We start from the raw sequence: 12,902 nt of genomic DNA, 5'->3' as shown, positions 1-12,902 counted from the left end.
CCGGCATAGAGGACAGCCCTGTGCCTCATCACAAGTAGCCCAAAAGGAGAAGTTCGGTGAATAATCAGCATCTGCGTTTTACCAAAGACAAATTTATAGTCACAACCGATCCCAGCTTTTTTCAGCTGGAAGCCATTCATGATTACCTCTCGCAATCGTCCTGGGCTCCTGGTATTGATGCTGAAACGGTCAGGATATCAATCCAGAACAGCCTTTGTTTCGCGCTCCTGGATGGAACAAGACAAATCGGCTTCGCCCGTCTGGTCACAGACTATGCCACTTTTGGTTATTTGTGTGACGTCTACGTGCTGAACGATTATCAGAAAAGTGGTCTTGGCCGTTGGCTGATTGAATGCTGTCATGCCCATCCATTGTTGTCACGTCTGCGACGGATAATGCTGGTAACCGACAGCGCGCCATGGTTATACCAGAAGCTGGGGTATAACCCATTGAACCGACCAGATTTTGTCTGGCAAATCAATCGACCCGATATTTATCGTAACCCCGGGCAAAAATAAAAGTACTTTGCAGAGAGTAATGATAAATGTGAATCCGCAGGGCCTGTCACTCTGATGCAGAAGAATTTGCTCTTTTAGCCGAACGAATCTTACGACATCCGCTTCTGGCACTGAGCGGATATGCTAACTGAGCTAAAGGTCCGCTGTGAGTGAGAAGCAAACATCTTAAGTAGGTTGTTCTTTTATGCTACTACCTCTTTGTAGCCATGTTATATGGCTACATTTATGCAGAAGTAAGGATTAGTCTTTTCCCGGACCATAATTAAATTTTGTCCCTTTGCCAATGGCGTAAAACTGTCCGCCAGCAACGTAATGGACAGTACGTAATTCATCTGGTGCATCATCAAAAATCCAGTGCCCATTTCTGAAAACGCGGTCATCACTCCATGCTCCGACAATTTCCCCCATGAACAAGTTGTGCTGCTTTTCATTTTCTTCATTGGGTATGACCTTACATACTAACCAGCCAGCGCAACCTTCCACTAAAGGCAGATCAAACTCTTTCTGATAAAATAGTGGGATTTTACTATTTTTATCGGGTGTGTCGGAATAACTGTGACCTCCAGCATATAAAACCATTTCCATCTGATTCACTACTGGGATCTGTACAACGTAATATCCGCTTTTTTCTACAAGCCCGCGAGTAAATGCCTGTGGACCTATAAAAGCCATCACTTTGTTATTGCCTACTAATCCCACCCAGGCCGCTGCCATGACATTTTCAATGCCATCATTTTTAGCCGATATCATCGTCGTTGGCCCGACCTGTAATAAACGATAGGCTTTGTTTAACTCTACTGGTTGAATTGACATAGTTTACTCTTTTGAGTTCTGATAAAAAGTAAGACAGGTTACTTATTTGATTGTTCTATTATATGGCTGGAATAGTTGCAAATTAATTGCTATTATCAAAATACATTATTGCAGATTTCACAATAATCATGGACAAACTTGACGCTCTAAAATTTTTTATCATCGCCTCTGAGACCTTGAACTTCCGCGAAGCAGCCATCAAGCTGTCGGTTTCACCATCAGTAGTAACCCGAACAGTCGCTGAGCTGGAGAAACAACTTGGTGAACCTTTATTCAAACGCAATACGCGTTCGATCTTTCTCACCAGTTTCGGCGAACTATTTTTACCCCAAGCAAAGCGACTGCTTGAAGATTCTGAAAAACTATTTCAGACAGCGAAAGTTGATAATGAAATGAAGGGTATTGTTCGTATCACATTACTTCGATTTCCAAATCATGAACAAATCTTGTATGAACTATTGACTGCACTACGTCCCTATCCTGATTTATTTATCGACTGGCGTTTAGATATGATGAAACTTGATACTATTGAGAATCGTATTGATATAGGTATACGCGTAGGACGAGAACCTAATCCAAACTTTATCATTAAAAATATCGCACAAGTTGAACATATTTTGGTTGCATCCCCTGAACTTATTGAGCGGCTGGGAGCACCTACTGATTTAGAAGATCTTCGACAGCGTTATCCATTTAGTGGTTTAATTAATCCTGAAACGGGAAAATCATTTGAGTTTATGAGTGACGCAGTAAATACTTTTGTCCCTCGTCATATTGAGTTTTATACTACAGATCCATATGCCGAAATTCAGGCTGCATTGGCCGGGAGAACGGTTGTACAGTCCAGCGACTTTATCTGTAGGGAGTACTTAGCAAGCGGCCAACTTGTTCCCCCATTGCCAGAACTGCGACAGGAGAAATGGCAATTTTATTTATATCGGCCTTACCAGCTGATTACTCCCAAAAGGGTGACGGTCGTTTTCTCGTTATTAGAAAAAATATTACGCAAATATTTCGCATCAAAATAACATTCTCCTCGACGTCCGCATCTGGCACAGAGCGGACATCAGAATATCGGCTATCCCCAACAAACGGATGGCTCTGGCGACAAAAACACTCACCTTCCCAGTGCCGCAACAATTGCCCCCTCCATTTTCTCGGGCGTAGTCATCGGTGCAAAGCGCTTGAGGGGTTTACCGTCACGCCCGACAAGGAACTTGGTAAAGTTCCACTTGATCCGCCCACCCAGCACGCCGGGCAATTCGTCTTTCAGATAACGAAAAATCGGATGTGCTGCGGCACCGTTGACCTCGACTTTCTCGAACATGGGAAAGCTGACGCCGTGGTTAATGTAACAGGTCTTTGAGATGTCGTCGGCACCGCCGGGTTCCTGCTTACCGAACTGGTTGCAGGGGAAGCCAAGCACCACCAGCCCTTGATCGGCGTATTTTTTGTACAGTGCTTCAAGCCCCGCATACTGTGGCGTAAAGCCGCACTGGCTGGCCGTATTAACAACCAGAACCACCTTACCCGCATAGTCGGCCATAGAGATAAGCTGCCCATCCAGACGGGTGGCGCTAAGTTGATAAAAGCGAGTCATACTAATATCCCTCAAAGCTGGCCGAAAAGTCATGGTGACCACCCGCAGGGCCGTCACCGTGTAGAAAGTTTACATTCAAGCAGGCTATTTGTGATACATTCCTGGCGCGCCATGACCACCACACTCGCTATCAGGTATGCAGAACATAACAAAAAAATTTCGCTGGCTTCTGCTTACTCTGCCACTCCTCAGCGGTTGTGGCACGCTCTCGCAAATGTCCTCCCCGGAAGGCACTCAGGAACTTCTCACTCATGATTCGCTGGACGGCGACGTTGACAGCGTGGTGCGTCACTACATGGCGCAAAAATCCGTTCCCGGGATGACGGTCGCGGTGATCCATAATCACGGCTCACCGCAGTTTTACACCTGGGGCGTAACCGATGCGGTCAATCGCTATCCGATCAGGACCGACACCCTGTTTGCGCTCGGCTCACTCAGCAAAGGGATCACGGCAGAAGTAGTGGCTTGTCTGGTGAATGAAGGGCAACTGAACTGGAACGATAGCCTGGCGACATTGCTTCCGCCGGGGACGGCGCTTAGCGCGGATGCACAAAAAATCACCCTACTTGAACTGGTAACCCACACCTCCGGCCTTCCGCGTCAGAATATGGATGTTCCGATGCTTGGAAAATTCATCAGCTACTTAAGCACCGGCGATAATTTCTACGGTGAGCTGGATAGCGATAACGTGCTGCTCTACCTCGCCGACTGGCGAGCGCCAAAGAATAAAGTGCCGCAATACTCCAATACCGGCTACGCCCTGATCGGCTACATCCTGAAGCACAAAACCGGCGAAGATATCCAGAGTTTAGCCTCGCGCTATATTTTCCATCCGCTGCAGATGGCTAACAGCAGCTTTACGCCGCAGCAGCTAAAAGGATACCCCCAGCGGGCGCTAGGCCACGCGGGCGATCAGCCTAAATTTATCCCACGCGGGCAGCTCACACCGGACTGGCATTTTTCCAATAATATGGTGGCGGCAGCGAGCTTATACAGCAACGCTGAAGATCTGGCGGCCTATGCGCGCTATCACGTATCGACGACTCACAATCGCTTACTGGACAGCGTCTTTGCCGAAGTCAGGGATACCGACATTCAACGACCTGACGGAGTACAGGGTATTGCCTGGACCACCGACTTTATCGGTCTGGAGAAAATCACCTATCAGGTCGGCTATATCGGCGGCTACTCCAGCTTTATCGGTTATGACAAAGAAAGGGGCAATGCGGTGGTAGTGCTGCAAAATATCTTTAACTGGAGTAATTACATTGGCATCGCGCTTTTGATGGATATGGCGAAAAAAGACGGCCTTACCCCTGGTTCACCGACTTCGGCCTCAAATTCTCGTCAAACGTCAGCCGTTTCCGGTCAGGCTCAACCTCACGCAGCGGCTCGACCTGGTGCATAGTGAGCTTGCAGCGCTCCACCAGCACCTGATACTCCCGCGTGCCCTGCTGCTTCCATGCCAGCTCCTGCTCGCTCAGCTCACGGATCGCCTTGGCCGGGCTGCCGATGATCAAATGGTTGGCAGGCATCTCCGCTTTGGCCTTCACGAACGCCGCCGCGCCGACGATGCTGTTTTCACCAATGACCGCCCCGTCCATCACCACCGCATTCATGCCCACCAGCGCATTGCGGCGGATCACGCAGCCGTGAAGAATGGCGCTGTGGCCGATGTGCCCGTCCTCTTCCACCACCGTGTCCTGCTCCGGGAAGCCGTGCATCACGCAGTTATCCTGAATGTTCGCCCCGTCTTTCACCACGATACGGCCAAAATCACCGCGCAGGCTGGCATTGGGACCGACATACACGCCTTTGCCCAGAATCACGTCGCCGATGAGCACCGCCGTTGGGTGAACATAGCTCTCGTCAGGCACGACCGGCGTCAGGCCGTCAATTTGATAAACAGGCATCTTCCCTCCTTATGCGCTTGTAAGACCACCGAAGCGTTGATAGTAGAGCGTGCCGGGCACGGGCAGTTCGCCGACGGAGGTTTCGCCCTTCTCGCTGACAAACGCCAGCGCTCCCGGCGCGACACGCTGATAGATATTTATGCAGAGCTGTCGGGCGCTTTGCCCCGCCCAGTGCGCAGGCAGTAACTCTTCCGGCAGCAGCGGGTCCTTCAGCACCACGCGACGATAAAAGTGAATCAGCAGCAGCTGGATCTGGAAGCAGCGTTCCGGCGTCAGCTCCTCCGGCGCGGCCTCTTTCAGCAGCGGCAGCAGCGGCCGGAACGAGTTGATAAACGACTCGTACATCGCGTTTTGCTCGGTTAGCTGCCAGCACTCTTCTACGCGTGAACGCAGCGCGGCGCGCGAGAGCGCCAGCGGCGAGTGGGCTTCAAAGAAAATCACGTTTTCGGCCACGCCGGCATCGTGAAGCAGGGACTGCACGTCCGCCAGATGCTGTGACGGCGAGGCCATCAGGCTCGGTGCCAGCGTGCCAAATCCTTGCCAGATGAGCTGTTTTTTCACATCCGCGAGCGTAGTTTTATCCAGCCCTTCGGAAAGCAGCAGCAGCCATTTGCCGTCCCAGGCGGGCAGTTCCGCGCGGTAGATCTTATTCTCCGCGCGACGCGTCAGGCGCAGCCCCTTATCGCTCAGGCGGTAAAAGCTGCGCCGCCCGATGCGCGAGACGTCCAGCCAGCCCTCTTTGTTGAGGCGAAACAGCGCGGTACGCACGAACCGTTCGCCAAACCCCATGCCTTCCAGTAAGGCTGCCAGGCTGCCGAGCCAAATCTCACCGCCGCGATGGGAAAGCGCGTCACCGTATAACGAGGAGATAAGCGAGGTCCCGCTGACGGGAACGGAGCTGACCGCGTGCTGGATAAAGGCGTCGAGTTTATTCATGTGATTCATTCTGTTGTTATTTTTGTCCTGGATGAATCATAGCATAGGATTCTGGGATAGCCCCTCACCCTAACCCTCTCCCTTTGGAAGAGGGCCGGGGTGAGAGGAAACTTAACCGTTGGCCGCAACTTTTCGCAGGTCAAACACCCGGCAGGCTTTCCCCTCCGAGCGCGGGATGCTGCCGCAGTTCACGATCGTCACGTCGGTGGAAATCCCCACCATCGATTTAATGCGGTGGCGCAGCTGGTGGCACACCTGGCAACGCTGCTCGTGCGTCAGCGTCAGGCTGCTCTCTTTCAGCTCCACCTTCACGGAAAGTGAATCAAGATGTCCGCGACGGTTCACCTCCAGCTGGTAGTGCGGAGAGAGATGTTCGAACTTCACAATCTCCTCCTCCAGCTGCGACGGGAAGACGTTGACGCCGCGAATGATCAGCATATCGTCGCTGCGGCCGCTGATGCGGTCCATACGGCGCATGCTGCGCGCGGTAGCCGGGAGCAGACGCGTCAGGTCGCGGGTGCGGTAGCGGATCACCGGCAGCGCCTCTTTGGTCAGCGTGGTGAACAGCAGTTCGCCCTGCTGCCCGTCATCCAGCGGCATGCCGTCATTCGGGTTGACGATCTCCGGGTAGAAGTGGTCTTCCCAGATGGTTGGGCCGTCGACGGTTTCGATACACTCCATCGCCACGCCCGGCCCCATCACTTCGGAAAGGCCATAAATGTCCAGCGCCGTAATGCCCAGGCGTTTTTCAATTTCGCGACGCATGGCCTGCGTCCACGGCTCGGCGCCGAAGACGCCCAAGCGCAGGGAACAGCCGCTGGCATCGCCGCCCATCTGGCGCTCAAGCTCTTCTATCAGGTTGAGACAGTAGGATGGCGTCACCATGATCATGTCCGGCTGGAAATCGCGGATCAGCTGCGCCTGTTTCTCCGTCTGGCCGCCGGACATCGGGATCACCGTCGCGCCTAAGCGCTCGGCCCCGTAGTGCGCCCCCAGCCCGCCGGTAAACAGGCCGTAGCCATACGCCACGTGAATTTTGTCCTTCGCGCTGCCGCCCGCGGCGCGCAGGGAACGCGCCACCAGGTTGGCCCAGTTATCAATGTCGCCCTGCGTGTAGCCGACAACGGTCGGCTTACCGGTAGTGCCGGATGACGCGTGAATGCGCACCACCTGCTCCATCGGCACGGCAAAGGTATCGAACGGGTAGTTATCCCGCAGGTCCTGCTTGGTGGTGCACGGGAACTTACGGATATCCGCCAGCTCGTTGAAATCGTCAGGGTGAACGCCCGCGGCATCAAACTTGCGTTTGTACATCGGCACGTTGTTATAGGCATGATGCAGCGTCCATTTCAGACGCGCGGTCTGCAGCGCCTGTAACTCGTCAAGGGACGCGGTTTCGATCGGGTCAAGCTTTGTTGTATTTGTCATCGCAGGGTACTCACATTGTTTTTATGCTCAAACACGCTCAAGGATCATGGCAATGCCCTGACCCACACCGATGCACATCGTACACAGCGCGTAGCGCCCGCCGCGTCGGTGCAGTTCGTTACTCGCGGCCAGCGCCAGCCTGGCGCCGCTCATGCCCAGCGGGTGGCCCAGCGCAATCGCGCCACCGTTCGGGTTGACGTGCGCGGCATCATCCGGCAGGCCCAGCTGACGCACCACGCCCAGCGCCTGCGCGGCGAAAGCTTCGTTAAGCTCAATGACGTCCATATCGTGAATACTGAGTCCGGCGCACTCCAGCACCTTACGGGTAGCGGGTACCGGGCCGAGCCCCATCAGACGGGGCTCCACGCCCGCCGTCGCCATCGCCACGATCCGCGTGCGCGGGACTACCCCCTGCGCCAGCGCCATCTTCTCGCTGGCGACAATCAGCGCCGCCGCGCCGTCGTTAACCCCGGAGGCATTGCCCGCCGTGACCACCCCGTTCTTACGGAACGGCGTTTTCAGACCGGCAAGCTGTTCGAGCGTGGTGTCGGCGCGCGGATGTTCATCCACGCTGAACTCGTTGACCGCCCCTTTTTTGCCCGGCACCGGCACCGGCACGATCTCCTGCGCCAGAATGCCGTTCTGCTGCGCCTGCGCGGTACGCTGCTGGCTGCGCAGGGCAAACGCGTCCTGATCGGCACGGCTGATATTTAACAATTCAGCTACATTCTCTGCCGTTTCCGGCATACTGTCAGTTCCGAATTGCTGATGCATGAGCGGATTCACAAATCGCCAGCCGATGGTTGTATCGAAGATCTCCGCCTGTCGCTGGAACGCCGCGGTGGCTTTGCCCATCACAAACGGCGCGCGGGACATCGACTCCACCCCGCCCGCAATCAGCAGGTCGCCGTCGCCCGCCTTAATGGCGCGCGCGGCAAAACCAATCGCGTCCAGCCCGGATCCGCACAAGCGGTTGATCGTCGTGCCGGAGACCGTCTGCGGCACACCGGCCAGCAGCAACGACATGCGCGCCACGTTGCGGTTATCTTCCCCCGCCTGGTTGGCACAGCCGAAAATCACGTCGTCAATCCGCTCCAGGTCGAGCTGCGGGTAGCGGGCCAGCAGCGCGCGCAGCGGCACGGCGCCGAGATCGTCAGTTCGAACGGCGGAAAGCGCCCCGCCGTAGCGGCCCACCGGGGTTCGAACGCCATCACAAATAAATGCGTCACGCATCAGGCCTCTCCTGTCACGCTGCCGCCAATGCGGTGAGATTTTCCGCGAAAAAGGGCGACGGTTTTTTGTTGTTGGTTCTGGATTTCAATGTCGTATACGCCGGTCAGCTTTCCCTGATGCTTCACCCGCGCGGTGGCGGTGAGCGTGTCCCCGGCGAAGCCCGGACGCAGAAAGTCAATCGAGCAGCCGGAGGCTACCGCCGCCAGCCCCTGGCTGTTGCAGGCGTAGGCAAAGGCGGTGTCCGCCAGCGAAAACAGCTGTCCGCCGTGGCAGGTTTTGTGACCGTTCAGCATCTGAGGGGTGATGGTCATGGTCACCACCGCGTAACCCTCGTCCATCTCGACAATGTCCATCCCCATCGCCTGCGCGCAGGCGTCCCGTTCGTACATGGCGCGGGCGTTATGCCAGGCGTTATGACTCATAGCTACTCTCCAGAAGCGCGCGCTGGCGCAGCAGTGAACAGGGGCGATAGCGCTCTTCACCGTAATGGCGCTGCAGGTTCTCCAGCAGCGTCAGCAGGCGCTGCCAGCCCAGGCGCTCGCCCCAGGCGATCGGCCCGCTCGGGTAGTTCACGCCCAGGCGCATGGCGGTATCAATGTCCTTCTCGCTGGCGACCCCTTTTTGCAGGGCATCCAGCGCCTCGTTGGCAATCATCGCCAGCGTTCGCCAGATCAGCAGGCCGGGATAATCGGCAATTTGCACTACCCGGAGCCCCTGCTGCTGCAGGTAGCGGATGGCTTTTTGCGTCGCGGTATGCGGATTGCTGGCCGCGGCGGCAATGACCGCCACGTCACGTTCAATGCGGTCGACCACCACCACCGGGCCGTTGAGCCGCAGCGCCAGCGCCTGCGCGGTCTCCCCCTGCGTTTCAATCAGGTACACATCATCAATTTCTGTGACACCGTCACGTCTTTTTTCCACGCGCATCGGGCTATAGCTGTCGTTTACCGCCTTGACCCACTGCACGTCGGGTTTGTCACCCTGCCAGTCGTAAACGCCCTTCCCGCTCTTTTTGCCCAGCCTGCCTGCCAGCACCAGCTCCTGCTGCACCAGCGAAGGCAGAAAACGACGCTCCTGCCAGAAGGCGTTAAAGACCGAGCAGGTCACCGCAAAGTTCACGTCCTGACCAATCATGTCGGTCAGCTCCAGCGGCCCCATCGGGAAGCCGCCGCCTTCCCGCAGGGCGGCGTCAATTACCTCCGGCGGCGCGACCTGCTCTTCCAGCGCGCGCCAGGCTTCGGAATAGAACGGACGCGCAACGCGGTTGACGATGAACCCCGGCGTGGACTGGCAGCGAACGGGCTGTTTGCCCCAGTTCAGCGCCAGCTCACACAGCGCGTCGGCCACTTCCGGGGAGGTCGCCAGCCCGCTGACCACCTCCACCAGCTTCATCACCGGCGCCGGGTTAAAGAAGTGCAGGCCTGCGACGCGTTCCGGGTGGTGGACGTCCGCCGCAATCGCCGTGACGGAGATGGAGGAGGTATTGCTGGTCAGCACCGTCTGCGGCGGGCAGATCTCAGCCAGCTGCGCAAACAGCGCCTTTTTCACCTCCAGCCGCTCTGAGGCCGCTTCAATCACCAGATCGGCCGCGGAGAGCGCCTCGATATCCGTGACGGGAACCAGCCGGGCAAGGATCTGGCTCCCGGCATCGGCAGAGAGTTTTCCGCGCGTTACCCGGGAGGCCAGACGCTGGCGGATCCCGTCGATGGCGCGCGATATCGCATCGCTGGAGATGTCGTAGATCAGCACCTGATGACCATGGCTGGCGGCGACTTCGGCAATCCCTGCGCCCATCGTGCCGCTGCCGATCACGGCGACAGTCCGTATGTTCAGCATCTTATTTCCCCGTAAAGTTCGGCGCGCGCTTCGCCAGGAAGGCGCTGACGCCCTCGCGGTAGTCATCGCTGCGCCCGGCCAGGCGCTGAAAGTCGCGCTCGAGATCGAGCTGGGCGTCCAGAGTGTTGGTTTCCGCGGCATTGATCGCCTGCTTGATCAGCCCCAGCCCGAAGGTCGGCTGCGACGCAAAATGCAGGGCCATCTGCTGCGCCGTAGTGGAGAGCTCTTCGTCATCGACCACCTGCCAGATCATGCCCCACGCTTGCGCCTGCTCGGCGCTGAGCTTGTCGCCGAGCAGCGCCAGCCCCATGGCGCGGGCGCGTCCGGCCACGCGCGGCAGCAGCCAGGTGCCGCCGCAGTCCGGCACCAGGCCGAGCTTGCTGAAGGCCATCACGAAGCTGGCGGAGCGCGCCGCAATCACCATGTCGCACCCGAGCGCCAGCGTGGCGCCAGCGCCCGCCGCCACGCCGTTAACGGCACAGATGACCGGCTTCGGCAGCTTTGCCAGGCGGCGCACGAGCGGGTTGTAGAAGGTTTCAACGGACATGCCCAGATCCGGCGCCGGGCCGTTAGGGTCGACGTTGCGGTCGTTCAGGTCCTGACCGGCGCAAAAGCCGCGTCCTGCCCCGGTGATCAGCAGGCAGCGGATAGTGTCATCGCGCTCGGCCTGTTTCAGGCACTCGGCCAGCTGCCGGTGCATGACGTCGTTAAAGCTGTTCAGACGCTCCGGACGGTTCAGCGTAAGGGTCATCACGCCCTGTTCTATATGACTGAGAATAAATTCCACAATTAGCGTCCTTTAAAGTCGGGGGTGCGTTTTTGTAAGAAGGCGTCGATGCCTTCCCGGCGGTCTTCGGTGGCAGAAAGCAGCGTAAACAGCTGGCGCTCCTGGGCCAGACCGGCCTGGAGCGGCACCTCCTGGGACTGGCGCAGCGCCTGTTTGGCCGCCTGCAGCGCCAGCGGCGAGTGGCGCGCCATCAGGGCCGCCTGCTTCAGGGCATACTCCAGCGTCAGCGCCGCCGGGAAAACGTCGCTCACCAGCCCGGCGCTCAGCGCCTGCTCTGCGGTAATGCTCTCGCCGGTCAGCACCATTTTGCTGGCCAGGGATTTACCGACGCAGCGGATAAGACGCTGGGTGCCGCCCGCGCCGGGCATGATGCCGAGCGTGATTTCCGGCAGGCCGAAACGGGCGTTGTCACCGGCAATCACCACGTCGCACAGCAGCGCCAGCTCGCAGCCCGCCCCCAGCGCGAAGCCATTTACGGCGGCGATCAGCGGTTTAGGAAACGCGTTGATTCGCGCCCACAGCTGCGGGCGAATATCGTTCAGAGTGGCAGGCAGGTCTTTCTCCGCCATCTCATTGAGATCGGCCCCGGCGGCAAAGCAGCGCTCGCTGCCGTAAATCACGCAGACGGCGATGTCGGCATTCACAGCGGCGGCCTCAAGCTGTTCTGCAAGCTGGGTCAACAGCGCGTTGTTGAGGGCGTTGCGCGCCGCCGGACGGTTCAGCGTCAGCTGCAGCACGCGGCCATGACGGGTAACAATCAGTTCACTCATGCCATCCCCTTCGCGTCAAAGTCGACGATCACGTCGGCGGTTAACGGTAAAGACTGGCAGCTCAGTACGTACCCGGCGGCCAGCTCGTCCGGCTCCAGGCTGTAGTTGGTTGCCATGTCCACCTTGCCGCGCAGCACTTTGCATTTGCAGGTGGCGCAGACGCCGCCCTTGCAGGCATACGGCAGATCCGCCCCCTGACGCAGGGCGGCATCCAGAATGCTTTCGTCGTCCGCCGTCAGGGTGATTTCACGGTCGCGCCCGTCCTGGCGAACGGTCACTTTCTGTCCTTCTGCCTGCACGTGCGCCGCGCGCTTAACGGTGATTCCGGAGGTGTTAAAGCGCTCAAGGTGAATGGATTTGTCCGGCATCCCCAGCGCCTTCAGCGTGGCTTCCGCGTCGTCCATCATGGCAGACGGGCCGCAGATAAACGCCTCGTCATACTGGCGGAAGTTGATCAGGGTTTTCGCCAGCGCCTGCAGCTTTTCCCCGTCGATGCGGCCATAGAGCAGGTCGCTGTCCAGCCGCTCCTGGCTGAAGATAGAGAGCAGCTGCAGCCGCTGCGGGTATTTGTCCTTCAGGTCCGCCAGCGCCTGGCGGAACATCATGCTCTGGCTGCTGCGGTTGCCGTAGATCAGGGTGAAATGGCTGTTCGGTTCGGTCGCAAGCGTCGCGGATATGATCGCCAGCATCGGGGTGATCCCGGAGCCTGCCGCAATCGCCAGGTAGTGGCCTTCGCGTTCGGCCCGGGGCTGGTAGCCAAACTGCCCCTGAGGAACCATCACCTCCAGCGCCATGCCCGCTTTGATCTCATCCCGGGCATAGCGGGAGAAGCGCCCGCCGTCGATGGCTTTGACCGCCACGCTGATTTCGCCCGGAGCGGTACTCCGGCAGATGGAGTAGCAGCGGCGCAGCTCGTCCCCGCCAAGCGTCGTTTTTAACGTCAGGTGCTGGCCGGGACGGAAGCGGTAGGCCTCCTGCAGGGCCTGCGGCACCGCAAAGGTGATGGTCACCGCGTCGCGGGTTTCGGGTTCCACTTTTGCCACTGTTAATGAATGAAACGTTGTCATG

General features: G+C 57.7%; 14 protein-coding genes. 3 read left to right on the top strand and 11 right to left on the bottom strand.

The features are described 5' to 3' along the window. Positions 1 to 56 precede the first annotated feature (56 nt). The gene (locus L362_RS16180) at positions 57 to 518 is read left to right on the top strand and encodes a GNAT family N-acetyltransferase (protein WP_008502363.1); all 462 of its coding nucleotides are present in this window, start codon (positions 57 to 59) and stop codon (positions 516 to 518) included. A 240-nt stretch (positions 519 to 758) separates the two neighbouring features. On the opposite strand, the gene L362_RS16185 is transcribed toward L362_RS16180, so the two are convergent. Beyond that, entirely contained in the window at positions 759 to 1,331 is a 573-nt protein-coding gene (locus L362_RS16185) for a flavin reductase family protein (protein WP_023292520.1), read from the bottom strand. Positions 1,332 to 1,459: 128 nt separating this feature from the next. Between L362_RS16185 and L362_RS16190 the strand changes: the two genes are divergently transcribed. Continuing rightward, on the top strand, positions 1,460 to 2,359 hold the full coding sequence (locus L362_RS16190) for a LysR family transcriptional regulator (protein WP_023344061.1): 900 nt from the start codon (positions 1,460 to 1,462) through the stop codon (positions 2,357 to 2,359). Between the two features lie 89 nt (positions 2,360 to 2,448). Here the strand turns inward: L362_RS16190 and L362_RS16195 are convergent, their stop codons facing one another. Continuing rightward, positions 2,449 to 2,931: a glutathione peroxidase gene (locus L362_RS16195; protein ID WP_023344060.1), complete on the bottom strand. Its 483-nt coding sequence runs from the start codon at positions 2,929 to 2,931 to the stop codon at positions 2,449 to 2,451. A gap of 136 nt (positions 2,932 to 3,067) precedes the next feature. Between L362_RS16195 and L362_RS16200 the strand changes: the two genes are divergently transcribed. Further along, complete coding sequence (locus L362_RS16200) at positions 3,068 to 4,339, top strand: serine hydrolase domain-containing protein (RefSeq protein WP_023344059.1); 1,272 nt, start codon at positions 3,068 to 3,070, stop codon at positions 4,337 to 4,339. Here L362_RS16200 and paaY read toward each other — a convergent pair. The 9 genes from paaY to paaE form a co-directional block, all read right to left on the bottom strand. After that, the gene (gene paaY, locus L362_RS16205; RefSeq protein WP_023344058.1) at positions 4,242 to 4,844 is read right to left on the bottom strand and encodes a phenylacetic acid degradation protein PaaY; all 603 of its coding nucleotides are present in this window, start codon (positions 4,842 to 4,844) and stop codon (positions 4,242 to 4,244) included. The two genes, L362_RS16200 and paaY, sit on opposite strands and share 98 nt — an antisense overlap. Before the next feature lie 9 nt (positions 4,845 to 4,853). Continuing rightward, positions 4,854 to 5,789 (bottom strand): phenylacetic acid degradation operon negative regulatory protein PaaX, encoded by a 936-nt coding sequence (gene paaX, locus L362_RS16210; protein ID WP_021241337.1) that lies wholly within the window; start codon positions 5,787 to 5,789, stop codon positions 4,854 to 4,856. 102 nt (positions 5,790 to 5,891) lie between these two features. Beyond that, the gene (gene paaK / locus L362_RS16215; protein WP_023344057.1) at positions 5,892 to 7,208 is read right to left on the bottom strand and encodes a phenylacetate--CoA ligase PaaK; all 1,317 of its coding nucleotides are present in this window, start codon (positions 7,206 to 7,208) and stop codon (positions 5,892 to 5,894) included. Between the two features lie 27 nt (positions 7,209 to 7,235). Next, positions 7,236 to 8,441: a 3-oxoadipyl-CoA thiolase gene (pcaF, locus tag L362_RS16220; RefSeq protein ID WP_023344056.1), complete on the bottom strand. Its 1,206-nt coding sequence runs from the start codon at positions 8,439 to 8,441 to the stop codon at positions 7,236 to 7,238. Then, on the bottom strand, positions 8,441 to 8,863 hold the full coding sequence (paaI, locus tag L362_RS16225) for a hydroxyphenylacetyl-CoA thioesterase PaaI (RefSeq protein ID WP_023327372.1): 423 nt from the start codon (positions 8,861 to 8,863) through the stop codon (positions 8,441 to 8,443). The genes pcaF and paaI overlap by 1 nt, the downstream gene beginning before the upstream one ends. Next, the gene (gene paaH / locus L362_RS16230) at positions 8,853 to 10,277 is read right to left on the bottom strand and encodes a 3-hydroxyacyl-CoA dehydrogenase PaaH (RefSeq protein WP_023344055.1); all 1,425 of its coding nucleotides are present in this window, start codon (positions 10,275 to 10,277) and stop codon (positions 8,853 to 8,855) included. The genes paaI and paaH overlap by 11 nt, the downstream gene beginning before the upstream one ends. 1 nt (position 10,278) lies before the next feature. Beyond that, the gene (gene paaG / locus L362_RS16235) at positions 10,279 to 11,067 is read right to left on the bottom strand and encodes a 2-(1,2-epoxy-1,2-dihydrophenyl)acetyl-CoA isomerase PaaG (protein ID WP_155249602.1); all 789 of its coding nucleotides are present in this window, start codon (positions 11,065 to 11,067) and stop codon (positions 10,279 to 10,281) included. Then, on the bottom strand, positions 11,067 to 11,834 hold the full coding sequence (gene paaF, locus L362_RS16240) for a 2,3-dehydroadipyl-CoA hydratase PaaF (protein WP_023344053.1): 768 nt from the start codon (positions 11,832 to 11,834) through the stop codon (positions 11,067 to 11,069). The genes paaG and paaF overlap by 1 nt, the downstream gene beginning before the upstream one ends. Next, complete coding sequence (gene paaE / locus L362_RS16245) at positions 11,831 to 12,901, bottom strand: 1,2-phenylacetyl-CoA epoxidase subunit PaaE (RefSeq protein WP_023344052.1); 1,071 nt, start codon at positions 12,899 to 12,901, stop codon at positions 11,831 to 11,833. The genes paaF and paaE overlap by 4 nt, the downstream gene beginning before the upstream one ends. Position 12,902: the final 1 nt, after the last annotated feature.

The organism is Enterobacter sp. MGH 16 (genome assembly GCF_000493175.1).
Lineage (GTDB): Bacteria > Pseudomonadota > Gammaproteobacteria > Enterobacterales > Enterobacteriaceae > Enterobacter > Enterobacter roggenkampii.
This window is presented reverse-complemented; position numbering and strand designations above follow the sequence as displayed.

What these genes read in the sequence shown, in the direction of transcription:
- L362_RS16185 (WP_023292520.1), bottom strand. Translation starts at nt 1,331, where the DNA reads ATGTCAATTCAACCAGTAGAGTTAAACAAAGCCTATCGTTTATTACAG.
- L362_RS16190 (WP_023344061.1), top strand. Translation starts at nt 1,460, where the DNA reads ATGGACAAACTTGACGCTCTAAAATTTTTTATCATCGCCTCTGAGACC.
- L362_RS16195 (WP_023344060.1), bottom strand. Translation starts at nt 2,931, where the DNA reads ATGACTCGCTTTTATCAACTTAGCGCCACCCGTCTGGATGGGCAGCTT.
- L362_RS16200 (WP_023344059.1), top strand. Translation starts at nt 3,068, where the DNA reads ATGCAGAACATAACAAAAAAATTTCGCTGGCTTCTGCTTACTCTGCCA.
- paaY (WP_023344058.1), bottom strand. Translation starts at nt 4,844, where the DNA reads ATGCCTGTTTATCAAATTGACGGCCTGACGCCGGTCGTGCCTGACGAG.
- paaX (WP_021241337.1), bottom strand. Translation starts at nt 5,789, where the DNA reads ATGAATCACATGAATAAACTCGACGCCTTTATCCAGCACGCGGTCAGC.
- paaK (WP_023344057.1), bottom strand. Translation starts at nt 7,208, where the DNA reads ATGACAAATACAACAAAGCTTGACCCGATCGAAACCGCGTCCCTTGAC.
- pcaF (WP_023344056.1), bottom strand. Translation starts at nt 8,441, where the DNA reads ATGCGTGACGCATTTATTTGTGATGGCGTTCGAACCCCGGTGGGCCGC.
- paaI (WP_023327372.1), bottom strand. Translation starts at nt 8,863, where the DNA reads ATGAGTCATAACGCCTGGCATAACGCCCGCGCCATGTACGAACGGGAC.
- paaH (WP_023344055.1), bottom strand. Translation starts at nt 10,277, where the DNA reads ATGCTGAACATACGGACTGTCGCCGTGATCGGCAGCGGCACGATGGGC.
- paaF (WP_023344053.1), bottom strand. Translation starts at nt 11,834, where the DNA reads ATGAGTGAACTGATTGTTACCCGTCATGGCCGCGTGCTGCAGCTGACG.
- paaE (WP_023344052.1), bottom strand. Translation starts at nt 12,901, where the DNA reads ATGACAACGTTTCATTCATTAACAGTGGCAAAAGTGGAACCCGAAACC.